The following is a 26,604-nucleotide window of genomic DNA, read 5'->3' as shown; positions in this document are numbered from 1 at the left end:
CATTACTGCCTCGGAACTTGACTGAACTCAGTCAAACTATCTAAAAACGTGATCAAAAATTGTCCTCTGAATGCGACGCATGACAGTGGGGTTTGCCGTGCCCCAGCCTGTTACCAGGCCAGGCGGTGGGCTCTTACCCCACCGTTTCACCCTTGCCCGCACCGGGCCTTGGGCCCGGCCGCTGGCGGTCTCTTCTCTGTGGCACTTTCCGTCGGGTTACCCCGCCCAGCCGTTAGCTGGCACCCTGCCCTATGGTGCCCGGACTTTCCTCACCCAAGGGGGTTTGGCCCCTTGAGCGCGACCGCACCCCTATCCCGGGGCATCCTTTAGTTTAGCGGTTCTTTCTGGTAAGGTGAAGGGGTGGGCCTGCGTCTGCCCTGGTATGTGCCCTTCCTGCTCCTCTTCCTGAGCTTGGTGGGCCTTGGGGTTTTGGCCACCCTATGGTTTTTGGGCGTGCTTTTCCTGCTTGGGGGCGCCGCCTACTTGGCCCTTAAGCGGCTATCGGGTCCCCGCTGGCGCCGCTTGCCCCCGCCCCGCTAGGCCTTGCCTTAAGGGCTTATGGGCCCTAAACTAGGAAGCGGTTTTCGCACGGCCAAGACCGTGCGGGAGGAGGCGAGCGTGAAAGAGGGCATTCATCCCAAGCTGGTTCCTGCCCGCATCATCTGCGGGTGCGGCAACGTGATCCATACCTACTCCACCAAACCCGAGATCCACGTGGAAGTGTGCAGCAAGTGCCACCCCTTCTACACGGGCCAGCAGAGGTTCGTGGACACCGAGGGGCGGGTGGAGCGCTTCCAGCGCCGCTTCGGCGACTCCTACCGCAAGGGGCGCTAGCGGTAAAGGGCCGGGCCGGGGGCTTCGGCCCCCGGTTCTTTTTAAAATGCCCCCTGGAGGAAAGGATGCCCCCCGTACTGCACCGTCAAGGGTGGATTGAGGTCATCGCCGGGCCCATGTTCTCCGGAAAGAGCGAGGAGCTCATCCGTAGGGTGCGGCGGGCCCTTATCGCCAGGCAGAGGGTTTTGGTCTTTAAGCCGAGGCTGGACGACCGCTACCACGCAAGCCACGTGGTGAGCCACGACGGGGAAAGGGTGGAAGCCATCCCCGTGGAGCGTGCGGCGGAGATGGAGGCCCACCTTGCCCCCTTGCCCCAGGTGGTGGCGGTGGACGAGGTGCAGTTCCTGGACCGGGGCTTCCTGGACCTGGCGGAGCGGCTGGCCCAGGCGGGGGTGAGGGTCATCGCCGCCGGGTTAGACCTGGACTTCCGAGGAGAGCCTTTTGGCATCATGCCCGAGCTGCTCGCCCGGGCGGAGTTCGTGGAGAAGCTCACCGCCATCTGCCCCCGTTGCGGGGCCCCTGCTACCCGGACCCAGCGCCTGGTGGACGGGAGGCCCGCCCGTTACAGCGACCCCGTGATCCTGGTGGGGGCCAAGGAGCACTACGAACCCCGGTGCCGGGCCTGCCACGAGGTGGCTTACTGAGCTAAGGGTAAGGGCGTTCCCTTCTTTTTCCTAAAGCGCACCTCCAATACCCCCTGGCGGAGGCTGGCCTGGGCGGTGCCCTCCTCAATGGGGCCGGGGAGGTCCAGGGTGCGGCGGAAGGTGCCCATGGGCCTTTCCTCCAGCAAGTAGGTTCCGGGAAGGGGGTGGCGCACCCCAGCCAGGGTGATGCGGCTTCCCTCTTCCAAAAGCTCCAGGTCCTCGGGGCGCACCCCGGGGAGGTCCACCAGGAGGACGTAGTGGTCCTCGTCCTCCAGGAGGTCCACCCGGGGGGTCCAGGCGGCGGGCTCCTCGCCGGTGAGCTGGTAGGCCAGCTCGGCGATGCGCTCTTGCAGCTCCTTTAGCTTGCGCAGGGTTTCCAGGCGGTCCAGGCGCTCCAGCATGCCCTTAGCATAAGGGATGTGGAAGCGGTGCCGGTGCTGGCGGGTCCCACGGGAAGCGGCAAGACCCTCCTCGCCTTGCGCCTGGGGGAGGAGGTGCCCCTCGAGGTCATCTCCGCCGACGCCACCATGGTCTACCGGGGCCTGGACATCGGGACGGATAAGCCAAGCCCAGAGGAGCGGCAAAGGGTGCCCCACCACCTGGTGGACGTGCTCGAGCCCTCCGAGGCCATGAGCGTGGCCCGTTTCGTGGAGATGGCGGAGGCGGCCATTGGGGACGTGCTCGCCCGGGGCCGCCTGCCCCTGGTGGTGGGGGGAACGGGCTACTACATCCGGGCCCTTTCCGAGGGGCTTCACGACCTGCCGCCGCCGGAGCCTGCGGTCCAGGCTGCCCTTTGGCAAGAGCTAGAGGAGCGGGGGCTTGCCCCCTTGTGGGCGGAACTTTTTCAGGCAAGCCCCCGGGATGCGGCCCGGGTAGGGCAAAACCCCAGGCGGCTCGTGCGGGCCCTGGAGGTCCTGCGCCGCACCGGAAAGCCGCCTGCCTGCTTTCCCAAACGCCCCCCGCGCTTTCGCTACAAGAAGCTCGTGCTCTGGCCGGAGCGGGCCTGGCTTTGGCCGAAGCTAGAGGAGAGGGCCCGCTCCCAGTTTGCCCGCGGGCTCGTGGAGGAGGTCCGAAACCTCCTCGCCCGCTATCCCGAGATCCCCACCGCCCTTCAGGCCATCGGCTACAAGGAGGTGGTGGGTTACCTGAAGGGGCAGTATTCCTTGGAGGAGGCCCTTTTGCGGGACATCCAAGCGGTGAGGGCCTACGCCAAACGGCAGTACACCTGGTTCCGCCACGAGCCGGGGGACGTCACCTACCTGCCCCGTGGGGGGGAGGCGGCCTACACGGGCTTTCGCGACTGGCTTGGCCTTCACTTCGGGCTATAGTGGGAGCATGTTGGCCTATGAGATCCGCGCCCGGGTGGCCCGGGGGGAGCTTACCCCAAAGGAGGTGGTCCAGGCGTACTGGGAACGGGTCCAACGGCTTGACCCAAAGCTCGGCGCCTTCCTCACCCTCAACGAGGCCATTGGGGAGGAAGCAGAGCGCCTAGACCCACGCCTTCCCCTGGCCGGGGTGGTGGTGGCGGTGAAGGACAACATCGTCACCCGAGGCCTGCGCACCACGGCGGGGAGCCGGCTTTTGGAAAACTTCGTTCCTCCTTACGAGGCCACGGCGGTGGCCCGGCTGAAGGCGCTTGGGGCCTTGGTCCTGGGCAAGACCAACCTGGACGAGTTCGGGATGGGCTCCTCCACGGAGCACTCCGCCTTCTTCCCCACCAAGAACCCCTTTGACCCGGGCCGGGTGCCGGGAGGGTCCAGCGGGGGAAGCGCCTCCGCGGTGGCGGCGGACCTGGCTCCCGTGGCCCTGGGCTCGGACACGGGGGGTAGCGTGCGCCAGCCTGCGGCCTTTTGCGGCGTCTACGGCCTGAAGCCCACCTACGGCCGGGTGAGCCGGTATGGCCTGATCGCCTACGCCTCGAGCCTGGACGGGATTGGCCCCATGGCCCGCTCCGTGCGGGACCTGGCCCTCCTCATGGACGCCATGGCGGGCCCAGACCCCTTGGACGCCACGAGCCTGGACCTTCCTCCCCGTTTCCAAGAGGCCCTGGGGGAGCCCTTGCTCCCTTTGCGCCTCGGGGTGGTGCGGGAGGGGCTAGGGGGCAACAGCCCGGGGGTGGAGCGGGCGCTGGCGGAGGCCTTAGAGGTGTTCCGGGGCCTGGGGTTTCGCATCCAAGAGGTTTCCTGGCCCTCCTTGCCCTTGGCCCTCAACGCCTATTACATCCTGGCCCCGGCGGAGGCCAGCTCCAACCTGGCCCGCTACGACGGGACCCTCTACGGCTACCGGGCGGAAGGGGAGGAGCTTTGGCCCGTGGTGGAGGCCACGCGGGCCCGGTTTGGCCTCGAGGTCAAGCGCCGCATCCTGGTGGGCACCTTCGTCCTCACGAGCGGCTACTACGAGGCCTACTACGGCCGGGCCCAGGCTTTCCGGAGGAGGCTTAAGGCGGAGGCCAGGGCCCTTTTCCAGGAGGTGGACCTCCTCCTCCTCCCCACCACCCCCCACCCTGCCTTCCCCCTCGGGGGGCGGCAGGACCCCCTCGCCATGTACCGGGAGGACCTCTACACCGTGGGGGCGAGCCTTTCGGGGCTACCCGCCCTCTCCTTCCCCGCCGGGTTTGAGGGGAACCTTCCCGTGGGGCTCCAGCTCCTCGCCCCTTGGGGCCAGGACGAGGGCCTCTTGCGGGTGGCCTTGGCCTTTGAAGAGGCCACGGACCGCGCTTTCCTGAAGACGCCTTTGGGAGAGGCCCTGTAGCATGCAGGACCCCTTCCTGCGCTACCGCCTGGCCACCCGCCTGGCCCGCGCCCTCAGGGAAGCGGGCCGGCCTTTACCCCTCCCTGCCTTGGGCGAGACCCTGGGCCTCCGGGGCCCGGTGGAGGGGGTGGTGCGGCCCCTCTTGGACGGGCGCTTCGTATTGGAGGAGGAGGTGGGGCTATGGGAGTGGCGCTATCCCTTTCCCCCCAAGGGGGAGGCGGTGGTGGTCCTGGACCTGGAAACCACGGGCCTGGCCCCCGGCTTGAACGAGATCATTGAGGTGGCCCTGGTGCGCCTGGAGGGGGAAAGGCGCATCCCCTTCCAAAGCCTGGTCCGGCCTGAGCGCCCGCCGAGCCCCTTCATTGAGCGCCTCACGGGCATCCGGGCGGAGATGCTGGAGGAGGCTCCTCCTTTGGAGGCGGTTTTGGAGGGGGTGTATCCCCTCCTTTCCGGGGCCACCTTGGTCATCCAAAACGCCGCCTTTGACCTCTCCTTCCTGCGCCCGGCCCTGGAGGGGATGGGCTACCGGTTGGAAGGCCCCGTGGTGGACTCCGTGCGCTTGGCGAGGCGCGCCTTCAAGGGGCTAAAGCGCTACGGCCTGGACGCCCTTTCCGAGGTGCTGGAGCTCCCCAAAAGGGAGGTGCACCGGGCCCTTGGCGATGTGGAGCGGACCCTTGCCGTGGTCTACGAGGTGTATTATATGCTCACTTCAGGGAGCCCCCGTCCCCTCGAGGACCTTGGGAGGTGATATGACCGCGCGCTATGTCCTCACCAGTGCGTGTATTCAAACGGGAACGATGGCCCTCACCGTCTCCTTGCGCCAGAGGCTATTGGGCAAGGAGCGGGTCCGCTTCGTGGACGAGGATGGCGAGGTGTACGAGGCGGAGGTGGACTGGAAGGCGGGGGTGGTCCGGGGGCTCGGCCCGTATTACGCCAAAAGGCGTTTGGCGGTGAACGAGGCCATTCTCCTCCACTTCCGGGGCGAGGAGGTGGCGCTTCAGGCGGCCCCCAGGGGGCAGGTGCGGCCCCCCGAGCCCCGCTCCGAGCGAAGGGAAGAGAAGGAGGAGGGCAAGGAAAAGCGCCGGGTCCGGGTGACCCCTTACCCCAAGGAGGTCCTCTTCCCCCACGAGCCCCAGGTCCTGGAGCCGCCGGGGGTCACGGAGGACCTGAGGCGGCTTGGCTTCGTCCTGGAGGGGGGGCTTCCCTGGGTCTACAAGGCCCCCTTGGGAAGGCGGCAGGTGGTCTTGGCCCTCCTGCGCTTGGGGGAAGGGGAGCCGGCCCTATTAAAGCCTTACCGCCGGGAGGGGAGTTACCCCGCCTACCTCGCCCCCGAGTCCCACAAGGACGAGGTGCCTGAGGGCTTCGGCCACGTTTCCCCCGAGGCCATCGGCCGCTTGGTCCGCCTGAAGGCCCGCTTCCCCGTTTCCGCCTTGGACCTGGAGGACCTCCTGCGCCAGGGCCGGGTGGACCTGGAGGCGGTGGAGGCCCTGGAGGACCGCCTCGTGGCGGAGCTCGCCGAAAGGGGGGCCTTTGCCGCCTTGCTCCTCCTCCTGGCCAAGAGGCCTTTGGGGCAGGTCTTCTTGCTTTCGGACCTCGAGGCCGAGGCCCTGGAGGAGGGCCTCATCCCCGAGGTGGTGCGCAAGGGGGTGGAGCTTTTGGCAAGCCCGCCCTTCCTCGTCCTAAAGAGGCTTTCCCCGGGGGAGTTCCTCTTAAGGCAGGAGGTGGAAGAGGCCCTAAGCGACCTCCAGGCCTTTGCCGAGGGGCTTAAGGCCAGGCTTAGCCGCGTCCGTGAGGGCGCTTGACCCGGGTGGTTTCCCCGAGGGCCAGGTCAAAGCTCTGCCGCGCCCGCTCCTTGAGGGCCGCCACCTTTTCCCAGTCGGGGCTACGGCCGTAAAGGGCCGCCTTGGATAGGGTGGTGGGGTCCCCGGGGAGGTCTTGGTAGTAGGCCCCCGTTTCCTTGGCGAAGGCGGCCACCTTGGGGTCGTAGGCCACCCCGGCGAAGGGGGTTCCCGCCGCCGCCGCCAGGATGAGGCCGTGGAGGCGCATGGAAATCACGTACCCCGCCTGGGCCGTTAGGTAGAGGAGGCGGCGGGGGTCCGAGGTCTTTTCAATCCGGTGGAGATAAAAGACGTTCGCCACCTCGTCGTCGTAACCGGGCTGGAGGAGGAGGACGATCACCTGCTTCCCCTCGTGCACCAGGTTGTTGGCGGTGATGTAGAGGTTCTTCAGGGCCTCCGGGTCCACCCCGGCCCGGGGGATGACCAGGACCAGGTCCTCCTCCCGCTTCACCGGGGGAGGGGTGAGGAGGAGGGCAGGGTCGGCGCCCAAGAGGGGGTCTAGGCCCAGTTCCCTGGCGTAGGCGTAGGAGTCCTGGTCCCGGACGATGAGGGGTACCCCCTTGAGGGCCCGGCGCACCTGGGCCTCGCCCCAGGGGGAGAGAGGGCCCAGGGACTGGTTGAAGACCACCACCTTCTTGCGGAAGAACCGGGCCAGGCGCAAGACGGAGAGGTAGTAGAGGAGGCTTAGGGAGCTCGTGGCGTCCTGCAAAAGCCCCCCGCCTCCCAAAAGCCAGAGGTCCGCCCGGAGGAGGGCCAAGGGGTTCAAGCGGTGGTAGGCGCGGATGCCGTGTTCCTCCCGGGTGCGCTTGGGGTCTCCGGAGAGGGCCGCCACCTGGTGCCCCCGGGCCTTGAGCTCCCGGGCGATGGCCTCGAGGATGGCCTCGTCCCCCGTGTTCCTAAAGCCGTAGTACCCCGCTACCCCAACCACCATGCCCTTAGCCTCCTTACCAGGATAACCCCGATTAGCCCCAAAAGAAGGCCCAAGATGGCCCCGTTCACCACCCGGAAAAAGGAGATGGGAAGGGGGGTGTGGAAGTGGCTAAACGTGTTCAGAATGGAGGCCATCCCCAAGGCGGCCAGAAAGAGGAGGCCGTTTTGCACGAAGCGGGGCCAGGGGAGGAGGAGGGCCAGGGGGAAGAGGGCGTGGCCGAAGACCTCCTTGAAGCGGGGGCGGACCATGAGGTCTTGAAGGAGGCTTCGCAGCTTAAGCTCAAGCTCCGGGACCAGGGGGGCCTCGTTCCCCCGGCGGAGGAGGGCGAGGGCCAGGAGGAGGAGGGCAAGCCCCGCCAAGGCCACCTCCCCGAGGCGCAGGGGGTGTTGGTAGAGCCGGGCCAGGGCCTGCTTGAAATCCTTCTCTAAAAAGCTATAGGCCACCAGGAGGGGCGGCACCAAAAGGGTCAAGGAAACGCCCTTGAAGGGGGTTAGCCCTTGCACCGTGGCCGGGGTGGAGCCCAGGGCGGAGAGGAAGACCACCCCCGCCAAGGCGTAGCCCAGGGTGCGAAGCCACATCCAAAGGCCGTTCCTCGGCCCCAGGAAGCCCAGCACGGGGAAGACCAGGGCGGCGAGGAGGGCTCCCGCCTGGCTTCCGGCATAGCCCAAGGCCAGAAGGAGGAGCCCGAAGGCCACCAGGGGTCCGTAGACGGGAAGCCCCAAGGCGAGAAGGCCAAGCCCCGCCAGCACCCCCACCCAGGCGGCGTGGCGCAAGGGGCTTGGGGCGAAGTCCCGGGGGGCGGGGCGGCCTAGGGGGATGCCGCTTGCCCTAAGCTCTTCCGTGAGCCGTTTGAGGAAGCGTTCCGTGTCCTCTCGGTAGGGGTAGGGCCTCAGGTAGAGGAGCTGGTGCCCCCGCTCCCGGGCCGCCAAGGCGTACTTGTCCGCCGCCTCCTCGGGGCTTAGGGTGAGCTGCCACTCGTAGCGGAGGCTAAAAAGCCGGAGGACCCCCTTTTCCCTATAGGCCTGAAGGCCCGGCTGGGGCGTGCCCTCAATGAGGGCCACGGGGACCCCCACCAGGGCCTTGGCCTCCTCCAGGCGGTAGGGGTAGCCCAGGGCCTCGAGGCCGGCGAAGACCACGGCGTCCGCCTCCTTGGGCACCAGGGGGAGGCGAGGGTCAAGGAGGCGCAGGCGGTGGTTGATGGGCCGCACGGCCACGTAAAACCCCGCCGCCTTGGCCTGGCGGACCTCCTCAAAGGGGTAGAAGGCGGGGAAGGCCTGCACGTCTAAGGGAAAGCCCAACCATTCCCCGAGGCGGTGGGTGGGGAGGGCGTACGCGTTTGCCAAGAGGTCCAGAAGCCCCTTTTCCCCCTTCACGTAGTACCAGCCCCTCCGGGCGGGAAGCCCTGCCTCCAGGAGCTCGCTTCCCGGCCGGTAAAGGAGAACCCCTTCGTCCACCCAGTCCTTGAGGAAGCGCTCGGGGAAGGCCACCCCCTGGACGCCCAAGGCCCTATAGCCTTCCAGGACCTCCAGGAGGCTTTTCCCCTCCACCCTGGCCTCCTCGCGGACGGACTCGGCGTCCAAAAGGAGGACCACGGGCCCAGGCCGTTCCGCCCTTAGGCGGGGCTCGAGGGCGAGGAGGGAGGGGAAAAGGGCCAGGAGGAGGAGGACATGGAAGAAGGTCCTCACGCTACCCCCATCTCCGCCAGGCGGGAAAGGGCCTTGGCCTTGAGCATCTCCAGGGCCACAGCGTTCTGTCCGCCACCCGGTAGGATCACGTCCGCATGGCGTTTGCTGGGCTCCACGAAGGCCAGGTGCATGGGTTTCACCTTCTCCAGGTACTGGGCCACCACGCTCTCCAGGCTCCGCCCCCTTTCCCGCACGTCCCTCTCCAGGCGGCGGATGAAGCGCTCGTCGGCGTCGGCGTCCACGAAGACCTTAAGGTCCATGAGGGCGCGGAGCTCGGCGAAGTGCAGGACCAGGATGCCTTCCAGGATCACCACCGGGGCGGGGGCGACCCGCACCGTCTGGCCCCCCCGGGTATAGGCCTTGAAGTCGTACGTGGGCCTTTCCACCGATTTCCCCGCCAGGAGGGCTTGGGCGTGGGCCAGGTAAAGGGGGAGGTCAAAGGCCTCGGGGTGGTCGTAGTTTAGGGAAAGCCTTTCGGGAAAGGGCAGGTGGGAGAGGTCTCGGTAGTAGTGGTCCATGGGCAGGAGGGCCACCCGCTCCCCCAGGGCTTCCGCCAGGGACCGGGCGAGGGTGGTCTTGCCGCTCGCCGTACCCCCGGCGATTCCGATGACAAAGGGCTTGGTCAAACCCACCACCCCTCCATCATAAAGGCGGGGGGCCATCCCCCCGCCCAGACCCCCACGGCCTACCGGGCCACCGCCGCCTTCTCCTGGGCGTGGCCGATGGTCCTGTCGGTGTCCACGTCAAAGGCGTGGAGGCGGGAGGTGTCCGCCAAGAGCTCCACCTTGTCCCCGGGCTTCACGGGGGCGTGGCCGTCCACCTTGGCCACCAGCACGGTGCCGTCCACGCTCACGTGGATTTCCGTTTCCGCCCCCAGGGGCTCGGCCACCTCCACCTCCCCCCGGATGACGTTCTCCTCCTCGGGGATCACCGTGTAGCCCTTGAGGCCCAGGTGCTCGGGCCGGATGCCCATCCAGACCTCTTTCCCGGCGTAGGGGCGCAGGGCTTGGGCCAGGACGGGGTTGGTGCGGATGCGGAAGCCCGGGGCGAAGAGGTAGACCTTCTCCCCTTGGGCCTCCACCCGGGCGCGGATGAAGTTCATGGAGGGGCTACCGATGAACCCGGCCACGAAGCGGTTGGCGGGGAAGTCGTAGAGGTTTAGGGGGGTGTCCACCTGCTGGATCTCCCCGTCCTTCATCACCACGATGCGGTGGCCTAGGGTCATGGCCTCCACCTGGTCGTGGGTCACGTAGATGGTGGTGACCCCAAGCCGCCTTTGGAGCTTGGCGATCTCGGCCCGCATCTCTACCCTTAGCTTGGCGTCCAGGTTGGAAAGGGGCTCGTCCATGAGGAAGACCTTGGGCTCCCGGACGATGGCCCGTCCCATGGCCACCCGCTGGCGTTGCCCGCCGGAGAGCTCCCGGGGCTTGCGGTTTAGGAGGTGCTCAATCTTCAGGATGCGGGCCGCCTCCTTCACCCTGCGGTCAATCTCGTCCTTGGGGTAGCGGCGGAGGCGGAGCCCGAAGGCCATGTTCTCGTAGACGTTCATGTGGGGGTAGAGGGCGTAGTTCTGGAAGACCATGGCGATGTCCCGGTCCTTGGGGGGGACGTCGTTCACCAGGCGGTCGCCGATGTAGATCTTCCCCTCCGAGATCTCCTCGAGGCCCGCAATCATGCGCAGCGTGGTGGTCTTGCCGCAACCGGAAGGCCCCACGAAGACCACGAACTCCCCGTCCTCGGTTTCCAGGTTGAAGTCCTTGACCGCCACCACCTTGCCGAAGCGCTTCCACACGTGCTCCAGCTTGACCTTGGCCATCCTAACCTCCTTGGCCCCGCGCTTTGAGCCCTTTGGCCCATCGGGGGTTCGCCGCCATTTTAGCAGGCCTTTCACAGGGGCGCGGTATAAAGACCTCGTGGCTTCCGCCACAAGGTTTGGGAGGTGGGTATGCTTCAAGGGTTTAAGAACTTCCTCATGCGGGGCAACGTGGTGGATTTGGCGGTGGCGGTCGTCATCGGCGGCGCCTTCGGCCAGGTGGTGAACTCCTTAGTGGCGGACGTCCTCACCCCCTTGATCGGGGCTATAGGGGGTGCGCCGGACTTCTCCGCCCTCAAGCTTGGGCCCATCGCCCTCGGCAAGTTCATCAACGCCCTGGTGAACTTCGTGGTGGTGGCGGCGGCCATCTACTTCCTGGTGGTGGTGCCCATGCAGGAGGCGCAAAAGCGCCTGAAGAAGGAGGAGGCGGCGGCCCCGCCCGAGCCCCCCGAGGAGGTCAGGCTTCTTCGGGAGATTTTGGAGGAGTTGCGGAAGAAGGCCTAAGCCGGTTCCAGAAGAAAAGGGCCAGGTACCCAAGGCCCAGTTCCGGCCTTGGGTTAAGGCTTACGGAAAGGGCGAAGGCGTGGAAGAGAAGGCTTTCCAGGGCGTGGCGGGGGCTTCTTCGCAAGAGGTCCTTGAGGGCGGGGCCCTGCCGGAAGGCCACCAGGGCGAGGTAGGGAAGGTAGGGCCAGGGCCCCGTGGGGAAGCCCAGGGCGGAAAGCCCCAAGGAGGCGAAGGCCATGGCCCTTAAAGGGGGTAAGGGGTCGGGCCTGAGGGAGCGGAGCTCTTGCCAAAGGAGGCCCTCCTCCCCAGGCCAAGGAGCCCGAAGGAGGAGGAGGCGCTTTCCCTCGTGCCCTCCCAGGTAGACCCCGGGGTCGGGGGCCACGCCCAGGGGGAGGAGGTGGGCGGGGTTTTCCTGGAGGGCCTGGTGGAGGAGGGGGTCTAGGGGGACGCCGTCCACTAGGAACCAGGTGTGGGGCCTTCCCGAGAGGAGGAAGCCCAAGGCCCTTTCCACCCTGTGCCCCCGGTGGGCCAAAATCCCCGGCCAAGCCTCCGGGGGCTCGCGGAGGAGGGCCTTGCGCCACGGGGGGCTTTCCCGCACGGGATACGTCTTCAGGCGGAACCTTAGCTCCAGGGCCTCCCCCTCCCTCAGGGCAAAGCGGGCCCAGAGGGTTCCCCGGGCCTCGTAGGCCTCGAGGGGCTTCTGCGAGAGGAAAAGGCCCTCCACCTCCTGCCCGGGAAGGCTTTGGGGGAGGGGCAGGAGATAGGTGTCCGGGGCGGGGGCGAGGAAGCGGAGGGCAAAGGCCACGGGACTACGATACACTTTTCCCATGGAGTGGCTCCTTACCCCAGGTCCTGTGCGGCTTCACCCCAAGGCCCTGGAGGCCCTGGCCCAGCCCCAGCTCCACCACCGCACCGAGCCCGCCCGCGCCCTCTTTTTGGAGGCCCGTTCCCTCCTCAAAAAGGCCTTCGGCACGGAAGGGGAGGTCCTCATCCTTACGGGCAGCGGCACCCTGGCCATGGAGGCCCTGGTACAGAACCTCTTTGCCCCCGGGGAGAGGGTCCTGGTCCCCGTCTACGGCAAGTTTTCCGAGCGCTTTTACGAGATCGCCCTGGCGGCGGGCCTAGAGGCGGAGCGCCTGGACTTCCCCTATGGCCGGGTCCCTCGCCCCGAGGACGTGGCCAGGAAGGGGTTTCAAGGGCTTCTCCTCGTGCACTCCGAGACCTCCACGGGGGCTTTGGTGGACCTCCCCGCCCTGGCCCGGGCCTTCAAGGAGGCGAACCCCGAGGGCCTGGTGGGGGTGGACATGGTGACGAGCCTCCTCGTGCGGGAGGTGGCCTTGGAGGCTTACGGGGTGGACGCCGCCCTCTCGGGAAGCCAAAAGGGCCTCATGTGCCCTCCGGGCCTTGGCTTCGTGGCCCTTTCCCCGAGGGCCCTGGAGCGCCTGAGGCCCCGGGGCTATTACCTGGACCTCGCCCGGGAGCTCAAGGCCCAGCGGGAAGGGGAGAGCGCCTGGACCCCCGCCATCAACCTGGTGGGGGCGGTTAGGGCGGTGCTGGAGGCGGTCTTGCCGGACCTGGAGGCGCACCTGGCCCTCAAGGCCTGGCAGAACGCCCTCCTTTACCAGGTGGGGGAGGCGCTTGGGCTAAGGCCCGTGCCCGAGGTGCGAAGCCCCGCCGTGGCCGCCTTTTACCTGCCCGAGGGGGTGCCCTACCGGGCGGTCAAGGAGGCCTTTGCCCGGCGGAAAGCGGTCATCGCCGGCGGGCAGGGGCCCTTAAAGGGCAAGATCTTCCGCCTCTCCCTCATGGGGGCTTACGACCGGTACGAGGCCTTGGGGGTGGCGGCCCTCTTCAGGGAAGCCTTTGCCGATATTCTTCCACCTTCTTGAGCATCTCCTCCCGGGTGTAGACCGCCCGGGCCCCCCCGATGAGCTTGGGCCGGGTCTTGGCAGCGAGGAGTACCGCCTCCCCCAGCTTGCGCACGGAAAGGCGCACGGGCACGGCCACGGGCCTTAGGTGCATGCCGATGAGGACCCCGCCGATGTCCATCCCCCCGTGGGCTTGGGCCTTTAGGCTTTCCACCACCACGGGCTCCCGGAAGCGGAGGAAGGCCGCCGTGGCCAAGGCCCCCCCGGCCTTGGGGTGGGGGAAGACCGTGACCTCCTCTAGGCCATAGGCTAGGGCCGCCTCCCTTTCCACCACCAGGGCGCGGTTCAGGTGCTCGCACCCCTGCACGGCCACGTGGATGCCCCGCTCCAAGAGGGGCGGCAGAAGCCCTTCCAGGATGGCCTCGGCGGCCTCGAGGCTCGGCCTCGTGCCCACCCTTTCCCCCAGGACCTCGCTCGTAGACCCCCCGAGGACGAAGAGGCTTCCCCTGGGCATAGGGAAGAGCTCCAAGAACTCCCGGATGGCCGCCTCCGCCTGCCGCTTTAGGCCCTCCATGCCCCAAGCCTACCCTAGCGGAGGAGGTCCAGGAGGATGAAGAGGAACATTCCCAGGCTCACCCCCACGTTGGCCTGGAAGAAGGCCACCTCCACCTTGGAGAGGTCCTCGGGGGATACCAGGCGGTGCTCCCAAAGGAGAAGCCCCCCCACCAGGAAAAGCCCTAGGTAAAAGGCCCACCCCGCCCCGTAGCTCAGCCCGGCCATCAGGAAGGCGAGCCAGGCGAGGAGGTGGGTGGCCCGGGCCACACTGAGGGCCTTGGGGATGCCGAAGCGGGCCGGGATGCTTTTTACCCCGTAGGCCCGGTCAAAGGCGTAGTCCTGGGTGGCGTAAAGGATGTCAAAGCCGGCGATCCAAAGCCCCACCCCCGCCCAGAGCCAGTAGGCGGTGGGGGCGAAGCTCCCCGTGACGGCGATCCACCCCCCAGGGGCGGCGGCCCCGATGGTGAGCCCGAGCACGTAGTGGCAAAGCCAGGTGAAGCGCTTGGTGTAGCTATAGGCGGTGAGGAAGAAGACGGCCACCGGGAGGAGCCTGGCCGTGAGGGGGTTTAGGGCGAGGCCCGCGTAGACCAAGAGGCCAAGGCCGAGGAGGGCGAGGAGAAGGGTCTCCCAGGGCTTCACCAAGCCCTTGGGCAGGTGGCGGTTTTGCGTGCGGGGGTTTAGGGCGTCAATCCGCCAGTCTATGAGGCGGTTTAGGGCCATGGCCATGGTCCTCGCCCCCACCATGGCCAGGGTGACGAGGAGGAAGGTGCGCCCACCCGGCCAACCCCCCGCCGCCAGGAGCATCCCGGCGTAGGCGAAGGGGAGGGCGAAAAGGGTGTGCTCAAAGCGCACGAGCTCCAGGTAGAGCTTGAGGCGGCTCACCCCTTCCTGACCTCCAGGATGCGGTTTTGCCCGTCCACCAGGACCACCGTGGGCTTGAGGGCCCGGGCCTCCTCCTCGTCAAAGATCCCGTAGGCCACAAGGATCACCAGGTCGCCGGGCTTCACCAGGTGGGCGGCGGCCCCGTTGATCTGGACCACCCCCGAGCCCCTGGGGCCTGGCAGGGCGTAGGTGGTGAGGCGGGCCCCGTTGGTGATGTCGTAGATGTCCACCTGCTCGTAGGGCAGGATGCCGGCGGCGTCCAGGAGGTCTTGGTCCACGGTCACCGAGCCCACGTAGTGGAGGTCGGCCTGGGTCACGGTGGCCCGGTGGATTTTGGCGTGGAACATCACCCTCTTCACGGGGTCTAAGTTTATCCCGCCTCGAGGCCCTCGGGAAGCGCCCCTTCCACGAAAAGGGTCTTGGCCTGGGTGTAGAGGACCTGGCCGGGTGGGGCTTTGCGGGGCCGCCAGACGTGCTTCTTGCGGGTGTAGTCCACGGGCACCTGCCGCTCTCCCCGGGCCTTGGAGTGGTAGGCGGCGAGCCTGGCGGCGAAGAGGAGGTCCTCCAGGGGGGGGTTCTTGCCCTCCGCCTTTAGGATCACGTGGCTCCCCGGCACCCCTTGGGCGTGGAACCAGAGGTCCTCGGAGTGGGCCATGCGGGTGAGGAGGTCGTTCTCCTTGGCGTTCCGCCCCACCAGGACGGGAAAGCCTGAAGGGGAGGTGTAGCGGAGGCCAAGCCTCGGGCCCTTTTCCCCCTTGGGCCTTTGGGTGAGGGCGAGGAGTTCCTGTAGGTCTGCGCTGGCGATGCGGGCCATCTCCCCTTCCAGTTCCGCGATGCGGGCTTCCGTCTTGGGGATGAGGTCCAAGGCCCTTTCCGCAAGCTCCTCCAGGCGCCGGGCCCTTTCGTAGAGCTTCTTGGCGTTTTCCTGGGGGGAGAGGGCGGGGTCCAGGGGGATTTCCACGGGGTGGCCGTCAAACCCCTCCAGGACCACCTTTGCCTCCCCCTTGGGCACCTCCTTGAGCCGGGCGAGGAGGAGGTCGGCCTTGCGCCTGTGGGTCTCCGCCTCCTCCAGGCGGGCGAGGGCCTGGTGGTAGTCGGCAAGCCGGGCCCTAAGGGTGCGCACCTCCCGGGCCAGGGCCTCGAGGAGGGGCTTCCTCAGGGCCTCCTTCTCCTCCTCCTGCCACTTCGCCCTGAGCTCCTCGGAAAGCGCCGTGCGCAGGGTGGGGTCCTCCACCAGGCCCTTGAGGGCCCGGTGGAGGCGGGCAAGCTCCCCTTCCCCCAGGACGCTTTCCGGGGTGAGCCCGGTCCGGCGGGCGAGTTCCCGCATGAGCTCAAGCCCCACCCCGTCCACGTGGCGCACCACCTCCTTGAGGGGCTTCCCCAGGAGGACCCTAAGGTCTTCCTCCTTGAGGGTTCTCGGGTCCAGCTTGGCGTAGGGGGGGGGTGGGGTGTAGGGGAGGCCGGGCTTGAGCTCCCGGTAGCGGTTCACCTCCCGGGTGATGACCCGGTCCACCCCCAGGATGGTGCCCTTCTCGTCCAGAAGGAGGAGGTTGGCGTTCCGCCCCGTGGCCTCAAAGACCAGGACGGAGGGCGGGGTGTCCACGAAGCCCTTCTCCCCAGCGAAGCGGAAGAAGACCACCCGGTCCAGCTTCCACTGCTCCGCCGCCACCAAGGGCCCCTTGACCCGGGCGGCGAGCTGCCGCTGGAAGGGGGTCTTGGGCTCCCCCAGGAGGCTCCCCTCCTCCAGGACCAGGCTGGGGTTTGGGGGGCGGTAGTGGAGGACCAGGTTGAAGATCCGCCCCGTCTTCCCCTTGAGGAGCACGGCCAGGGTGCCCTCGTCGGGGAAGGCGAGGCCCAGGTTCAGGGCGGGAAGCTCCGGGAAAAGCCCCCGCAAAAGGGCGTGGATCAGGAGGCCTTCCATCTGCGAAACGCCAGCAAAAAGGCGGTGTGCCCCACCTGCTGGAAGCGGGGATGGGCCACGGGAAGCCTCACCTCCCACTCCCGCCAGCCCACCTCCAAGACCCTCTCCAAGCGCAAGGGAAGCCCCTCTGCCGCCCGCACGGTTTCCAGGACCTGGGTGATGTTGGGGAGGTAGGCCACCAAAAACCGGTCCGGCATCAGGGCCTCCGCTGCCTTGGGGAGGACCTTCCAGGGCTCCATGAGGTCCAGGGCCACCCCGTGGAAGCTTTCCGGTTTTAGCTCCGCCTCCTCCAGGCCCTGGGCGTGGAAGCGCACGTTTTCCACCTGCCAGAAGGCCTTGACGTTTTCCTCCGCCTGCCTTAGGTGGTGGGGGCGCTTCTCGTAGCTTTCCACCAGGCCCTCTTTCCCCACCGCCCGGGCCAGGAAGAGGGTGAGGCCCCCCGAGCCCGTGCCCGCCTCGAGGACCCGCATCCCCGGGGCCAGGTCCAGGAGGGTCACCATGGCGCTGGCGTCCTTGGGGTAGGTGGGGGTGGCGCTCCGCCGCATGTGGAGGACGTACTCCTCCAGGGTGGGCCTGTGGACGGAAAGGGGTTCGCCCAGGTGGGTCGCCACCACCCCCCCGGGCCCTGCCTGCAGGATGGCCTCGTGGGGGACGCTCCCCTTATGGTGATGGAAAACCCCCCCGGGCCGCAGGCGCACCAGGAAGGCGCGGCCCTTGGTGTCTTTGAGGAGGAAAAGCTCGCCTTCCACCCCGCCCACTTTAGCGGGCGAGTTCCAGGTAGTCCAGTACCTGGGTGAGGCTAAAGGGGTTGGGCACCAGGTAGGGTCCGGCCAGGACCGTGGGGGTGCCACGGAAGCCAAGCCGGAGCGCCAAGGCCCGGTCCTCCTCCACGAGGGCCTTGGTCTTTGGGTCTTCCAAGCACCGGCGAAAGGCCTCCAGGTCCAAGCCCAGTTCCCGGGCCAGGGCCAGGTAGTTCCCAAGCCGCCCCGCCATGAGGCGGTCATGGTAGGGCCAAAAGGCCTTTTGCGAGGCAGCGCACTCGCTGGCTAGAGCGGCGGGGAGGGCCTCGGGGTGGATTTCCGTGAGGGGAAAGTGGCGGTAGCTTATCCGAAGCTCCCCCTGCGCCGCCCGGGCCTTGAGGGAGGGTAGCACCTCCCGGGCCAGGCGCTGGCAGTAGGGGCACTGGAAGTCGGAGAAGATCCGCAACATGGGCCCCTTTTCCCCCAGGACGAGGCGGTCTTGGTCCAAGGCGGTGGCCTCCACCCTCCTGGGGGCGAGCCGGGCGCGGAAGGGCTCGGAAAAGGCGAGTTCTAAGAGGAAGGCTCCTTCCAGGTTCAGGGTAAGGGCGCGCCCCTTAAGGCCGGGGGCGTTTTCCTTGTACCAGGTGAGGAAGGCTTCCGAGAAGGGGAGGCCTGTGGCCCGGTCCAGAAGCCGCCCCAGGAAGGCGGCGTTTTCGGGACCTTGGTAGCGCACGGCGAGGAGGCGGTTGTTTCGGGTTTCCACCTCTACCTGGGCGCCCGGGGGAAGGGGGCCCAGGGCTTTTTGAAAACCTTCCGGCGGCTTGGCGATCTGGGCTAGGGCCAGGCCCCCAAGAAGGCCAAGGAGGGCCCCTAGCCTCCTCATACCTTGAAGAAGCCTTCCACCGGCAGAACGAAGACCACCGCCCCTCCCACCTGTACCTCCACGGGCTGGGCCAGGAAGGGGTCGGGAGCCTCGGAAAGGGGAAGGCCCCGGGTCACCAGCCGGGTGCGGGTGCGGCACTTCTCCCGGATGAGCTCCAGGACCTCCTCCACCCGCCCGTCCTCCACCCCGATGAGCAGGGTGGTGTTTCCTTCCCTTAGGAAGCCTCCCGTGGAGGCCAGCTTGGTGGACTGGAGGCCCCGCTCCAAAAGGGCCTTGGTGAGGCCGGGGGCGTCCGTGTCCTGCACGATGGCGATGATGAGCTTCATTGCCGCCTATTGTACACCCGCCTTTAGGCGGGCGTGCCACTCCTGGAGGCTCTTCGCCTCTTGGGCCCTCTCCCGGGCCTTGAGAATGGCCTTGAGGCTCCACCAGGCCCCCTCCAGGGTGGTGATGAAGGGGAGCCCTTTCTCCACCGCGCGCCGGAGCTCGGGGTGGGGAACGGGGCTAATGAGGAGGTCGTACTCCCCTTCGCTCAGGCTAAACCCCGCCTCCTCATAGGCCTTTTTGAGCGCCTCCAGGTGTTCTAGCGCCTCCTTGCGGAGCCCATCGCCGATGAAGCGCACCCTGCCCTCCAGGGGAAGCCGCTGCCCGGCGCCCAGTTCCGCCTTGTAGTAGGCCAGGTAGGGGTCCTCGTCTATCCCCATGCTCTCCCCCGTGGAGCGCATCTCCGGCCCCAGGACGGGGATGACCCCGGGGAACTTGAGCCAGGGGATCACCACCTCCTTCACAGCGTAGTAGGGGGGCACGGGCTCCAGGTCCTTGACCCCAAGCTCCTTCAGGGTCTTCCCCACGGCGATGAGGGCGGCAAGCTTGGCCAGGGGCACGCCGATGGCTTTGGACACGAAGGGCACGGTGCGGCTCGCCCGGGGGTTGGCCTCGAGGACGTACACCTCCTCCCCCAAGACGGCGTACTGGACGTTCAAAAGCCCCTTCACCCCCAAGGCCAGGGCCAGGCGGCGGGTGTAGTCCTTCACCTTGGCCAAGGCCTCGGGGGAGAGGTGCACGGGCGGGAGGACCGTGGCCGAGTCCCCCGAGTGGACCCCGGCCCGCTCCACGTGTTCCATCACCCCGGCGATCATCACCGTCTCCCCGTCGGAAAGGGCGTCCACGTCCAGCTCCAAGGCCCCTTCCAGGTAGCGGTCCAGGAGGATGGAGGGCTTTTCCTCTAGAGGCGCATAGACCTCCTCCAGGTAGCGCGCGAGTTCCCCCTCGTCCCACAGGACCCGCATGGCCCGCCCTCCCAGGACGTAGCTGGGCCGGGCGAGGAGGGGGAAGCCGAGCTCCTTGGCCAGCCTCAAGGCCTCCTCCGGGGTGGCCGCCACCCTTCCCTCGGGCTGGGGGATGCCCAAGGCCTGGCAGAGCTCGTGGAACGCCTCCCGGTCCTCCGCCTTGTGGATGGCGGCGTAGGGGGTGCCGAGGAGCTTGACCCCGTGGGCCTCGAGGCCCTGGGCGAGCTTTAGGGGCGTCTGCCCTCCCAAGGTGGCGATGACCCCCAGGGGCTTCTCGTGCTCCACCAGGTTGAGGATGTCCTCGAGGGTCAGGGGCTCAAAGTAGAGGCGGTCGGCGGTGTCGTAGTCCGTGGAGACCGTCTCCGGGTTGGAGTTCACCATGATGGTCTCGTACCCCGCCTCCCTTAAGGCCCAGACGGCGTGCACCGTGGCGTAGTCAAACTCCACCCCTTGCCCGATGCGGATGGGCCCCGAGCCCAGGATCACCACCTTGGGCTTTTCCGAGGGCCAGACCTCGTCCTCCTCCTCGTAGGTGGAGTAGTGGTAGGGGGTGTAGGCCTCAAACTCGGCGGCGCAGGTGTCCACGGTCTTGTAGACAGGCACCACCCCGAGGGCCTTGCGCGCGGCGCGCACCTCCGCTTCCCCCTTTCCGAGGAGCTCCCCTATGCGCCGGTCGGGGAGGCCTAGGGCCTTGTAGAACCGCCAGTCCTCCCGGTCCTTGGGGGGGTGCTCCTTTAGCCAGGCCTCCGCCTCGGCGATCTCCTTCATCTGGTGGAGGAACCAGGGGTCTATGCGGGTGGCCTCGTGGAGTTCCTCCACGGGCATGCCCCGCCTCAGGAGCTCCAGCACGGCGTAGATGCGGTCCGGGTTGGGGTAGAGCTTCTTCTCCAGGTCCTCCGTGCGCACCCCCGCCAAGGCCCGCACGTCCCGCTCTAGCCCCCGGAGGGCCTTAAGGAGCGCCTCCTTGAAGGTGCGGCCTATGGCCATCACCTCGCCCACGGACTTCATCTGGGTGCCGAGCTCGTCCTTAAAGCCTCCTAGGGTGTTGGGGAGGTCTTGGAACTTCTCAAAGGCGAAGCGGGGGATCTTCACCACCACGTAGTCAATGGTGGGCTCAAAGGAGGCGGGGGTTTTGCGGGTGATGTCGTTGGGAAGCTCGTCCAGGCGGTAGCCCACCGCCAGGAGGGCGGCGATCTTGGCGATGGGGAAGCCCGTGGCCTTGGAGGCGAGGGCCGAGGAGCGGGAAACCCGGGGGTTCATCTCAATGACCACCTGGCGGCCCGTCTTGGGGTCCACGGCGAACTGGATGTTGGACCCGCCCGTGTCCACCCCGATCTCCCGGATCACCGCCTTGGCGGCGTCCCGCATCCTCTGGTACTCGGCGTCGGAGAGGGTCTGGGCCGGGGCCACGGTGATGGAGTCCCCCGTGTGGACCCCCATGGGGTCCAGGTTCTCAATGCTGGTGATGATGACCACGGTGTCGGCGTGGTCCCGCATCACCTCCAGCTCAAACTCCTTCCACCCCAAGACCGATTCCTCCACCAAGGCGGTGTGCACGGGGGAGAGGGCGAGGCCTCGCCCCAGGACCTCCCTAAGCTCCCCTTCGTTCCGGGCGATGCCGCCCCCCGTGCCCCCCAGGGTGAAGGAAGGGCGCACCACCACGGGGTAGCCCACCTCCCGGGCGAAGTGGAGCCCCTCCTCCACGCTCCCCACCATGAGGCCCCGGGGCACCTCGAGGCCGATCTTCCGCATGGCCTTCTGGAACTCCTCCCGATCCTCCCCTTTTTTGATGGCCTCCGCCTTGGCCCCGATGAGCTCCACCCCGTAGCGCTCCAGGACGCCCTCCTCGTGGAGGGCCATGGAAAGGTTGAGGGCGGTCTGGCCCCCCAGGGTGGGGAGGAGGGCGTCGGGGCGCTCCTTGGCGATGACCTTTTCCAGGTACTCCAGGGTCAAAGGCTCCACGTAGGTGCGCTCGGCGAGCTCGGGGTCGGTCATGATGGTGGCGGGGTTGGAGTTCACCAGGATGGCCTCGTAGCCCGCCCCCCTTAGGGCCTTCACCGCCTGGGTGCCGGAATAGTCAAACTCGGCGGCCTGGCCGATGGTGATGGGTCCAGAACCGATGATGAGGATCTTCTTGAGGTCTCTTCTCGGCGGCATCGCGTACCCGGTGGAAGAGCTTACCACAGGCTTGGGTTTCGGCCAAGGGTTGGTGCGAAGTCTATGCACAAGGGGCGGGTCTAAATGCATAGACTTGCGGCCAAGCCCCCGGCGCCCCCGCCCGCTATACTCAAGCCATGCGCAAGGTGCGCCCCGAGGAGCTTCCGGCCCTTCTGGCCCAGGGGGTCAAGGTGGTGGACGTGCGCCCCGCCGACCGGAGGACCACCCCCTTGCCCTTTCCCGCCGAGTGGGTACCTCTAGAAAAAATCCAAAAAGGAGAGCACGGCCTCCCCAAAGTCCCCCTCCTTTTGGTGTGCGAGAAGGGGCTTTTGAGCCAGGTGGCGGCCCTCTACCTGGAGGCGGAAGGGTACGAGGCCATGAGCCTGGAGGGCGGGCTTCAGGCCTTGACGGAGGGCAAGTAGCTCCTTAGAATGGCGGATGCTGAGCGTGGTGAGCGTAGCTCAGCTGGTTAGAGCACCGGACTGTGGATCCGGGGGTCGTGGGTTCAAGTCCCATCGCTCACCCCAAAACCACCACCCCGCAAGGGGTGGTATTTTGAAGGGGGGCCTCGCCCCCATGCGAGGATGGCGGAACCGGTAGACGCGCCGGACTTAGGATCCGGTGGGGCAACCCGTGCGGGTTCAAGTCCCGCTCCTCGCACCAACCGGGCGGGGCCCCTCCCTAGATGCGTGCGAGGTGTGGCGTGGCGGAGATCCTGGAGCGTTCCGGCTATCGGGTAAGGGTTCGGGTGGAGGTCCCGGCGGAGAAGGTGGAGGAGAGCTACCAGGCCCTCCTCAAGGACCTGGCCAAGCGGGTGAGGATCCCGGGTTTCCGCCCGGGAAAGGCCCCTTTGAAGGTGGTGGAGGCCCGTCTGGGCCGCGAGGAGCTCCTCGCCGACCTTAAGGAGCGCCTGGTGGAGGAAACCTACCCCGAGGCGGTGCGGGAGCTGGGCCTGACCCCCGTGGCCGCCCGGGTGGTGGAGGAGGAGCTTAAGGAGGGGGAAGGCTTCCGTTACGTGGCGGAGGTGGAGAACTACCCCGAGGTGAAGCTCCCCGACTGGCGCTCCTTTACCCTCGAGGTGCCCTCGCCTGAGGTCACGGAGGAGATGGTGGAAAAGGCCCTGGAGGAGCTTCGCCACCGCTATGCCGAGCTCGTGCCCGTGGACCGGGAGGCCCAGGAGGGGGACCACGTCTTCGTGCGCACGGAGGAGGGGGCGGAGTTCCCCATTGACCTTTCCAAGGCCCTGCCCCACGTGAAGGAGGCCCTTTTGGGCAAGCGGGCGGGGGATGTGGTCATGGTCCCCGTCCTGAACGAGCAGGGGGAGAAGGTGCGGGAGGTGAGGACCGAGGTCCTGGAGGTGAAGACCCTGGAGCTCCCCGAGCTGGACGAGGAGTTCGCCAAGACCCTGGAGGCGGAGAGCCTGGAGGACCTCAAGGCCAAGGTGCGGGAAAGCCTAAAGCGCCAGGCGGAGGCGGCCTACCAGGAGGCCCGGGAGCGGGCCTTTTTGGAGAAGCTCGCCGAGGGGCTAGAGGCGGATATCCCGCCTTCCATGTTGGAGGCGGAGGAGCGCCACCTCCTAGAGCACCTGGCGGAGGACCTTTACCGGCAGGGGATTGGCCTCGAGGCCTACCTCAAGGCCTTGGAGGAGCGGGGCGAGCTTGCGAAGTTCCAGGAGGACCTGCGGCAGGAGGCCCTCAAGCGGGTGCGCCGTTCCTTGGCCAAGGAGCGGCTTGCCGAGGAGCTCAAGCCCGAGCTCACGGAGGAGGAGTGGCAGGCTTACCTGCAGGCGGTGGCCCGCTCCTACGGCCTTTCTGTCCAAGAACTCAAGCGGCAGTTTGGCGAGCGGGGCCTGGCCCGGCTTAGGGCCGCTTACCTCCAGGACAAGGCGGTGCGCCAGGCCCTGGCGGCCCTGGCCTAACGGGGCATGGTGGCCCAGGGGGGATTTCCCCCTGGGCTTCCCCTTAGAATGGGAAACGGTATGGTCATACCCTACGTCATAGAGCAGACCGCCCGCGGCGAGCGGGTCTACGACATCTATTCCCGCCTCCTCAAGGACCGGATCATCTTCCTGGGCACCCCCATAGATGCCCAGGTGGCCAACACCGTGGTGGCCCAGCTTCTCTTCCTGGATGCGCAAAACCCCAACCAGGAGATCAAGCTCTACATCAACTCCCCTGGGGGGGAGGTGGACGCCGGGCTCGCCATCTACGACACCATGCAGTTCGTCCGGGCCCCGGTTTCCACCATCGTCATCGGGCTTGCGGCCAGCATGGCGGCGGTGATCCTGGCCGCCGGGGAGAAGGGCCGGCGCTACGCCTTGCCCCACTCCAAGGTGATGATCCACCAACCTTGGGGCGGGGTCCGGGGCACGGCCAGCGACATCGCCATCCAGGCCCAGGAAATCCTCAAGGCCAAGAAGCTTCTCAACGAGATCCTGGCCAAGCATACGGGCCAGCCCTTGGAAAAGGTGGAGAAGGACACGGACCGGGACTACTACCTCTCGGCGCAGGAAGCCTTGGCGTACGGCCTCATTGACCAGGTGGTGACCCGTGAGGAAGCCTAGGCCCCACTGCAGCTTCTGCGGCCTGCGCCCGCCCGACACGGGAAGGCTTCTGGAAAGCCCTATAGAGGACGTCTTCATCTGCGAGGACTGCGTGGCGCGGGCCCAAGAGGTCCTCCGCGGGGAAAGCCATCGGCCCAAGGGGCCAAGCCGCCTGCCCAAACCCCAGGAGATCAAGGCCCACCTGGACCAGTACGTGGTGGGCCAGGAGGCGGCGAAAAGGGCCCTAAGCGTGGCGGTTTACAACCACTACAAGCGCCTCCTCCACCCCGAGGCGGAGATCGGCAAGGCCAACATCCTCCTCATCGGCCCCACGGGCACGGGGAAAACCCTCCTGGCGGAAACCCTCGCCCGCTTCCTGGAGGTGCCCTTCGCCATCGCCGACGCCACCACCTTGACCGAGGCGGGGTACGTGGGGGAGGACGTGGAGAACGTCATCCTCCGCCTCCTCCAGAACGCCGACTTTGACGTGGAGCGGGCGGAGATGGGCATCGTCTACATAGACGAGATTGACAAGATCGCCCGCAAGTCGGAAAACCCCTCCCTCACCCGGGACGTCTCCGGGGAAGGGGTGCAGCAGGCCCTCTTGAAGATCATTGAGGGCACCATCGCCAACGTGCCCCCGCAAGGGGGCAGGAAGCACCCCCACCAGGAGTTCATCCCGGTCAACACCAAGAACATCCTCTTCATTCTGGGCGGGGCCTTTGAGGGCCTGGAAAACATCGTCAAGGCCCGGGTGGGCCGCACCGCCATCGGCTTCACGGGGGACAGGGAGAAGCGGGAAGAGCCCCTGGAGGTCATCCCCGAGGACCTGGTGAAGTTTGGCATGATCCCCGAGTTCGTGGGCCGGGCCCCCCTCATCGTCCAGCTCCACCCCCTCACGGAGGAGGACCTGGTGCGCATCCTCACCGAGCCCAAGAACGCCCTGGTACGGCAGTACCAGGAGCTTTTCCGCATGGAAGGGATTGAGCTCCGCTTCACCCCTGCCGCCCTCAAGGAGGTGGCCCGCAGGGCCCTCAAGCGGGGCACGGGGGCCCGGGGCTTACGGGCCATCCTGGAGAAGACCATGGTGGACCTGATGTTTGAGGCCCCGGGGAGCGGGGTGAAGGAGCTCGTCATAGACCTCCCCCACCTGGACAACCCCCTAAAGGCCCTGGAGGAGGCCCGGCTAAAGCAGGCCTCCTAGGCCTATCCGGCGAGCCGGGCCACCAGGGCTTCTTTTAGGGCGAAGAGGCGCTCGGTGAGGGAAACGTGGTAGACGTGGGGGTTCACCAGGCGGCGCACCCCGGGGTCTAGCCGGGACACGTCCTTGTGGCGCCTTTCCCGCAGGACCTCGAGGGGTAGGGGCGGGAAGAGGCGCTTGCCCCGGAAGGCTTCTTCCAGGAGGGGCTCGAGGGTGAACTCCCCGGGCCTTAAGGTGCGGCGCTTGGTGGGGTCGGTGGGGTGGCGGAGGTGGAGGGGGGTGTCCGCCCGCACCTCCTCGTCAAAGGTGGCGAGGAGGTCCGCCGTGGCCAGGCCCCGGTGATCGTAAACCCGGTAGACCTTCTTGTGCCCGGGGTTGAGCACCTTTTCCAAGGAGTCCGAGATCTTGATGGCCGGGGCCCAGGTGCCGTTTTCCCGGATGGCCACCAGCTTGTACACCCCCCCTAGGGCCGGGTACCCCCAGGAGACCACCATCCGCGTCCCCACCCCGTAGACCAGGCGTTTGAGGAGCCTTTCCGGCTCCACCCCGTAGCGGGGGGCCTCCTCCAGGATCTGGCTTTTGATCTGCCAAATCACGAGCTCGTCCAGGTCCCCGGAGAGCACGATGAGGGTGTCGGCAAAGCCCGCCTTGTCCAGCTCCTTGGCCACCTGGATGGCCAAGTAGGCCAGGTCCCCGGAATCAATCCGCACCCCCACGGGCCGGTGCCCCTTGCGCCTTAGCCTTTCAAAGACCTTGAGGGCGTGGGGTAGGCCGGAGTGGAGGGTGTCCACGGTGTCCAGGAGGAGGATGGTGTCGTCGGGGAAGACCTCGGCGAAGGCTTGGAAGGCGTCCTCCTCGGAGTAGCCCAGGGCCAAAAAGGCCTGCACCAGGCTGTGGGCGTGGGTGCCGGAGGAGGGGAGGCCCAGGAGGTGGGAGAGGCTTACGGCGCTGGAGCGGTTGGCGCCGCCGATGAGGCTTGCCCGGGTGGCGCTTTCCCCTCCCTTGCCCGGGGCCCGGCGCAGGCCGAACTCCAGGACGATGGCCTCCTCCCCCGCCGCCTCCCGCACCCGGCTCGCCTTGGTGGCGATGAGGGTCTCGTAGTTGATGCGGTTCAGGAGGGCGGTTTCCAGGAGCTGCGCCTGGAGGAGGGGGCCTTCCACGCTGAGGAGGGGCACCTGGGGGTGGGCCACCCGGCCCTCGGGGAGGGCCCTCACCGTCAGGCCGGAAAAGCCGCCCATCTCCTTTAGGTAGCGGAGGTAGTCCTCCGCGAAGAGGGGCTTGCCCGAGCGGCCCTTGAGGGCCCTGAGGGCCTCCAGCTCCTCGTTCCCGAAGCGGGCGCTTTCCATCCAGGAAAGCAGGGGGTCCAGGCCGGCGAAAACGGTATAGCCCGCCTGGTGGGCCCCGTAGTCCGGGTTTTTGCGATAGAAGGCCTCAAAGAGGGCCTCCTTTTCGTGAAGCCCTAGGCGGAAGTAGACCTGGCCCATGGTGAGCTGGTAGAGGTCAGTGTAGAGGATGCCGAAGGGGTCCATGGGCCTAGCATAGCCCTCCGCTTTTGGCTACACTAGCGGG

28 protein-coding genes, 2 tRNA genes and 1 other RNA gene are annotated in these 26,604 nt (G+C 67.3%); 15 read left to right on the top strand and 16 right to left on the bottom strand.

Annotated elements, in window-relative coordinates; genetic code table 11:
* Positions 1-28: 28 nt before the first annotated feature.
* Positions 29-304: RNase P RNA component class A (gene rnpB / locus L0C60_RS04075), an RNA gene on the bottom strand.
* Positions 305-360: 56 nt separating this feature from the next.
* Here rnpB and L0C60_RS04070 point away from each other — a divergent pair.
* From L0C60_RS04070 to L0C60_RS04060, 3 genes are all read left to right on the top strand, one after another.
* The gene (locus L0C60_RS04070) at positions 361-540 is read left to right on the top strand and encodes a hypothetical protein (RefSeq protein ID WP_234503319.1); all 180 of its coding nucleotides are present in this window, start codon (positions 361-363) and stop codon (positions 538-540) included.
* A 78-nt stretch (positions 541-618) separates the two neighbouring features.
* On the top strand, positions 619-834 hold the full coding sequence (gene rpmE, locus L0C60_RS04065; RefSeq protein ID WP_026234242.1) for a 50S ribosomal protein L31: 216 nt from the start codon (positions 619-621) through the stop codon (positions 832-834).
* A gap of 65 nt (positions 835-899) precedes the next feature.
* Entirely contained in the window at positions 900-1,478 is a 579-nt protein-coding gene (locus L0C60_RS04060) for a thymidine kinase (protein ID WP_234503322.1), read from the top strand.
* Here the strand turns inward: L0C60_RS04060 and L0C60_RS04055 are convergent.
* On the bottom strand, positions 1,472-1,879 hold the full coding sequence (locus L0C60_RS04055; protein WP_071677799.1) for an Hsp20/alpha crystallin family protein: 408 nt from the start codon (positions 1,877-1,879) through the stop codon (positions 1,472-1,474). The two genes, L0C60_RS04060 and L0C60_RS04055, sit on opposite strands and share 7 nt — an antisense overlap.
* 18 nt (positions 1,880-1,897) lie before the next feature.
* Between L0C60_RS04055 and miaA the strand changes: the two genes are divergently transcribed.
* From miaA to L0C60_RS04035, 4 genes are read left to right on the top strand one after another with little or no spacing between them, the layout of a single operon-like run.
* On the top strand, positions 1,898-2,806 hold the full coding sequence (gene miaA, locus L0C60_RS04050; protein WP_234503324.1) for a tRNA (adenosine(37)-N6)-dimethylallyltransferase MiaA: 909 nt from the start codon (positions 1,898-1,900) through the stop codon (positions 2,804-2,806).
* A gap of 7 nt (positions 2,807-2,813) precedes the next feature.
* A complete protein-coding gene (gene gatA, locus L0C60_RS04045) occupies positions 2,814-4,229 on the top strand; it encodes an Asp-tRNA(Asn)/Glu-tRNA(Gln) amidotransferase subunit GatA (RefSeq protein ID WP_234503327.1) in 1,416 nt (471 codons plus the stop codon).
* 1 nt (position 4,230) lies between these two features.
* Entirely contained in the window at positions 4,231-4,977 is a 747-nt protein-coding gene (locus tag L0C60_RS04040) for a 3'-5' exonuclease (RefSeq protein WP_234503330.1), read from the top strand.
* A gap of 1 nt (position 4,978) precedes the next feature.
* Positions 4,979-6,031, top strand: a complete 1,053-nt coding sequence (locus L0C60_RS04035) for a hypothetical protein (RefSeq protein WP_234503333.1) — start codon at positions 4,979-4,981, stop codon at positions 6,029-6,031.
* Here L0C60_RS04035 and csaB read toward each other — a convergent pair.
* Genes csaB through L0C60_RS04015 form a run of 4 tightly spaced genes read right to left on the bottom strand, consistent with a single transcriptional unit; the run spans position 6,006 to position 10,499 of the window.
* Complete coding sequence (gene csaB / locus L0C60_RS04030; RefSeq protein ID WP_234503335.1) at positions 6,006-6,998, bottom strand: polysaccharide pyruvyl transferase CsaB; 993 nt, start codon at positions 6,996-6,998, stop codon at positions 6,006-6,008. The two genes, L0C60_RS04035 and csaB, sit on opposite strands and share 26 nt — an antisense overlap.
* Positions 6,983-8,683, bottom strand: coding sequence for a DUF5693 family protein (locus L0C60_RS04025; protein WP_234503337.1), 1,701 nt, complete (start codon positions 8,681-8,683; stop codon positions 6,983-6,985). The genes csaB and L0C60_RS04025 overlap by 16 nt, the downstream gene beginning before the upstream one ends.
* Positions 8,680-9,315, bottom strand: a complete 636-nt coding sequence (gene udk, locus L0C60_RS04020; RefSeq protein WP_234504112.1) for a uridine kinase — start codon at positions 9,313-9,315, stop codon at positions 8,680-8,682. Before udk ends, L0C60_RS04025 begins: the two co-directional genes overlap by 4 nt.
* Before the next feature lie 53 nt (positions 9,316-9,368).
* Complete coding sequence (locus L0C60_RS04015; protein WP_234503340.1) at positions 9,369-10,499, bottom strand: ABC transporter ATP-binding protein; 1,131 nt, start codon at positions 10,497-10,499, stop codon at positions 9,369-9,371.
* A 129-nt stretch (positions 10,500-10,628) separates the two neighbouring features.
* Between L0C60_RS04015 and mscL the strand changes: the two genes are divergently transcribed.
* Positions 10,629-11,000, top strand: a complete 372-nt coding sequence (gene mscL, locus L0C60_RS04010; protein WP_234503343.1) for a large conductance mechanosensitive channel protein MscL — start codon at positions 10,629-10,631, stop codon at positions 10,998-11,000.
* Here mscL and L0C60_RS04005 read toward each other — a convergent pair.
* A complete protein-coding gene (locus L0C60_RS04005; RefSeq protein ID WP_234504115.1) occupies positions 10,954-11,805 on the bottom strand; it encodes a hypothetical protein in 852 nt (283 codons plus the stop codon). The two genes, mscL and L0C60_RS04005, sit on opposite strands and share 47 nt — an antisense overlap.
* 22 nt (positions 11,806-11,827) lie before the next feature.
* On the opposite strand from L0C60_RS04005, the gene L0C60_RS04000 reads away from it, so the two are divergent.
* Complete coding sequence (locus tag L0C60_RS04000; protein WP_234503348.1) at positions 11,828-12,886, top strand: pyridoxal-phosphate-dependent aminotransferase family protein; 1,059 nt, start codon at positions 11,828-11,830, stop codon at positions 12,884-12,886.
* On the opposite strand, the gene L0C60_RS03995 is transcribed toward L0C60_RS04000, so the two are convergent.
* Genes L0C60_RS03995 through carB form a run of 8 tightly spaced genes read right to left on the bottom strand, consistent with a single transcriptional unit; the run spans position 12,849 to position 21,292 of the window.
* Positions 12,849-13,439 (bottom strand): TIGR01440 family protein, encoded by a 591-nt coding sequence (locus L0C60_RS03995; protein ID WP_234503350.1) that lies wholly within the window; start codon positions 13,437-13,439, stop codon positions 12,849-12,851. The two genes, L0C60_RS04000 and L0C60_RS03995, sit on opposite strands and share 38 nt — an antisense overlap.
* 14 nt (positions 13,440-13,453) lie before the next feature.
* Positions 13,454-14,302 (bottom strand): menaquinone biosynthesis prenyltransferase MqnP, encoded by an 849-nt coding sequence (mqnP, locus tag L0C60_RS03990; RefSeq protein ID WP_234503353.1) that lies wholly within the window; start codon positions 14,300-14,302, stop codon positions 13,454-13,456.
* Positions 14,299-14,649, bottom strand: a complete 351-nt coding sequence (gene panD / locus L0C60_RS03985) for an aspartate 1-decarboxylase (RefSeq protein ID WP_234504118.1) — start codon at positions 14,647-14,649, stop codon at positions 14,299-14,301. The genes mqnP and panD overlap by 4 nt, the downstream gene beginning before the upstream one ends.
* A gap of 23 nt (positions 14,650-14,672) precedes the next feature.
* The gene (locus tag L0C60_RS03980) at positions 14,673-16,223 is read right to left on the bottom strand and encodes an Rqc2 family fibronectin-binding protein (RefSeq protein WP_234503356.1); all 1,551 of its coding nucleotides are present in this window, start codon (positions 16,221-16,223) and stop codon (positions 14,673-14,675) included.
* Entirely contained in the window at positions 16,208-16,972 is a 765-nt protein-coding gene (locus L0C60_RS03975) for a tRNA (adenine-N1)-methyltransferase (RefSeq protein ID WP_234503360.1), read from the bottom strand. The genes L0C60_RS03980 and L0C60_RS03975 overlap by 16 nt, the downstream gene beginning before the upstream one ends.
* Positions 16,973-16,982: 10 nt before the next feature.
* Entirely contained in the window at positions 16,983-17,846 is an 864-nt protein-coding gene (locus L0C60_RS03970; RefSeq protein ID WP_234503364.1) for a DsbA family protein, read from the bottom strand.
* On the bottom strand, positions 17,843-18,172 hold the full coding sequence (locus L0C60_RS03965) for a cyclic-di-AMP receptor (RefSeq protein WP_234503367.1): 330 nt from the start codon (positions 18,170-18,172) through the stop codon (positions 17,843-17,845). The genes L0C60_RS03970 and L0C60_RS03965 overlap by 4 nt, the downstream gene beginning before the upstream one ends.
* A 6-nt stretch (positions 18,173-18,178) precedes the next feature.
* Positions 18,179-21,292 carry a carbamoyl-phosphate synthase large subunit gene (gene carB / locus L0C60_RS03960; RefSeq protein ID WP_234503372.1) on the bottom strand — a complete coding sequence of 1,038 codons (3,114 nt, stop codon included), beginning with the start codon at positions 21,290-21,292 and terminating at the stop codon, positions 18,179-18,181.
* Positions 21,293-21,429: 137 nt separating this feature from the next.
* Here carB and L0C60_RS03955 point away from each other — a divergent pair, with 137 nt between their 5' ends.
* The 6 genes from L0C60_RS03955 (at position 21,430) to clpX (ending at position 25,038) form a co-directional block, all read left to right on the top strand.
* Positions 21,430-21,714: a rhodanese-like domain-containing protein gene (locus L0C60_RS03955; protein ID WP_234503375.1), complete on the top strand. Its 285-nt coding sequence runs from the start codon at positions 21,430-21,432 to the stop codon at positions 21,712-21,714.
* A 28-nt stretch (positions 21,715-21,742) separates the two neighbouring features.
* Positions 21,743-21,819: transfer RNA gene (locus L0C60_RS03950), tRNA-His, on the top strand.
* A 51-nt stretch (positions 21,820-21,870) separates the two neighbouring features.
* Positions 21,871-21,955, top strand: a tRNA-Leu gene (locus L0C60_RS03945).
* A gap of 40 nt (positions 21,956-21,995) precedes the next feature.
* A complete protein-coding gene (gene tig, locus L0C60_RS03940; protein WP_234504122.1) occupies positions 21,996-23,210 on the top strand; it encodes a trigger factor in 1,215 nt (404 codons plus the stop codon).
* A gap of 60 nt (positions 23,211-23,270) precedes the next feature.
* Positions 23,271-23,855 carry an ATP-dependent Clp endopeptidase proteolytic subunit ClpP gene (gene clpP / locus L0C60_RS03935; protein ID WP_234503377.1) on the top strand — a complete coding sequence of 195 codons (585 nt, stop codon included), beginning with the start codon at positions 23,271-23,273 and terminating at the stop codon, positions 23,853-23,855.
* On the top strand, positions 23,842-25,038 hold the full coding sequence (gene clpX / locus L0C60_RS03930; protein ID WP_234503381.1) for an ATP-dependent Clp protease ATP-binding subunit ClpX: 1,197 nt from the start codon (positions 23,842-23,844) through the stop codon (positions 25,036-25,038). The genes clpP and clpX overlap by 14 nt, the downstream gene beginning before the upstream one ends.
* A gap of 2 nt (positions 25,039-25,040) precedes the next feature.
* On the opposite strand, the gene L0C60_RS03925 is transcribed toward clpX, so the two are convergent.
* Entirely contained in the window at positions 25,041-26,564 is a 1,524-nt protein-coding gene (locus L0C60_RS03925; RefSeq protein WP_234503383.1) for a nicotinate phosphoribosyltransferase, read from the bottom strand.
* Positions 26,565-26,604: the final 40 nt, after the last annotated feature.

This window comes from Thermus hydrothermalis (assembly GCF_022760925.1).
In the GTDB taxonomy this organism is placed as follows: Bacteria; Deinococcota; Deinococci; order Deinococcales; family Thermaceae; genus Thermus; species Thermus hydrothermalis.
The sequence above is the reverse complement of the archived record's forward strand: the minus strand, read 5'-3'. Positions and strand labels throughout refer to the sequence as shown.

Excerpts from the sequence above, each read along its gene's own strand:
- L0C60_RS04060 (WP_234503322.1), top strand. The coding sequence starts at position 900 with ATGCCCCCCGTACTGCACCGTCAAGGGTGGATTGAGGTCATCGCCGGG.
- L0C60_RS04055 (WP_071677799.1), bottom strand. The coding sequence starts at position 1,879 with ATGCTGGAGCGCCTGGACCGCCTGGAAACCCTGCGCAAGCTAAAGGAG.
- gatA (WP_234503327.1), top strand. The coding sequence starts at position 2,814 with ATGTTGGCCTATGAGATCCGCGCCCGGGTGGCCCGGGGGGAGCTTACC.
- L0C60_RS04040 (WP_234503330.1), top strand. The coding sequence starts at position 4,231 with ATGCAGGACCCCTTCCTGCGCTACCGCCTGGCCACCCGCCTGGCCCGC.
- L0C60_RS04035 (WP_234503333.1), top strand. The coding sequence starts at position 4,979 with ATGACCGCGCGCTATGTCCTCACCAGTGCGTGTATTCAAACGGGAACG.
- csaB (WP_234503335.1), bottom strand. The coding sequence starts at position 6,998 with ATGGTGGTTGGGGTAGCGGGGTACTACGGCTTTAGGAACACGGGGGAC.
- L0C60_RS04015 (WP_234503340.1), bottom strand. The coding sequence starts at position 10,499 with ATGGCCAAGGTCAAGCTGGAGCACGTGTGGAAGCGCTTCGGCAAGGTG.
- mscL (WP_234503343.1), top strand. The coding sequence starts at position 10,629 with ATGCTTCAAGGGTTTAAGAACTTCCTCATGCGGGGCAACGTGGTGGAT.
- L0C60_RS04000 (WP_234503348.1), top strand. The coding sequence starts at position 11,828 with ATGGAGTGGCTCCTTACCCCAGGTCCTGTGCGGCTTCACCCCAAGGCC.
- L0C60_RS03995 (WP_234503350.1), bottom strand. The coding sequence starts at position 13,439 with ATGGAGGGCCTAAAGCGGCAGGCGGAGGCGGCCATCCGGGAGTTCTTG.
- panD (WP_234504118.1), bottom strand. The coding sequence starts at position 14,649 with ATGTTCCACGCCAAAATCCACCGGGCCACCGTGACCCAGGCCGACCTC.
- L0C60_RS03980 (WP_234503356.1), bottom strand. The coding sequence starts at position 16,223 with ATGGAAGGCCTCCTGATCCACGCCCTTTTGCGGGGGCTTTTCCCGGAG.
- L0C60_RS03970 (WP_234503364.1), bottom strand. The coding sequence starts at position 17,846 with ATGAGGAGGCTAGGGGCCCTCCTTGGCCTTCTTGGGGGCCTGGCCCTA.
- L0C60_RS03965 (WP_234503367.1), bottom strand. The coding sequence starts at position 18,172 with ATGAAGCTCATCATCGCCATCGTGCAGGACACGGACGCCCCCGGCCTC.
- carB (WP_234503372.1), bottom strand. The coding sequence starts at position 21,292 with ATGCCGCCGAGAAGAGACCTCAAGAAGATCCTCATCATCGGTTCTGGA.
- L0C60_RS03955 (WP_234503375.1), top strand. The coding sequence starts at position 21,430 with ATGCGCAAGGTGCGCCCCGAGGAGCTTCCGGCCCTTCTGGCCCAGGGG.
- clpP (WP_234503377.1), top strand. The coding sequence starts at position 23,271 with ATGGTCATACCCTACGTCATAGAGCAGACCGCCCGCGGCGAGCGGGTC.
- L0C60_RS03925 (WP_234503383.1), bottom strand. The coding sequence starts at position 26,564 with ATGGACCCCTTCGGCATCCTCTACACTGACCTCTACCAGCTCACCATG.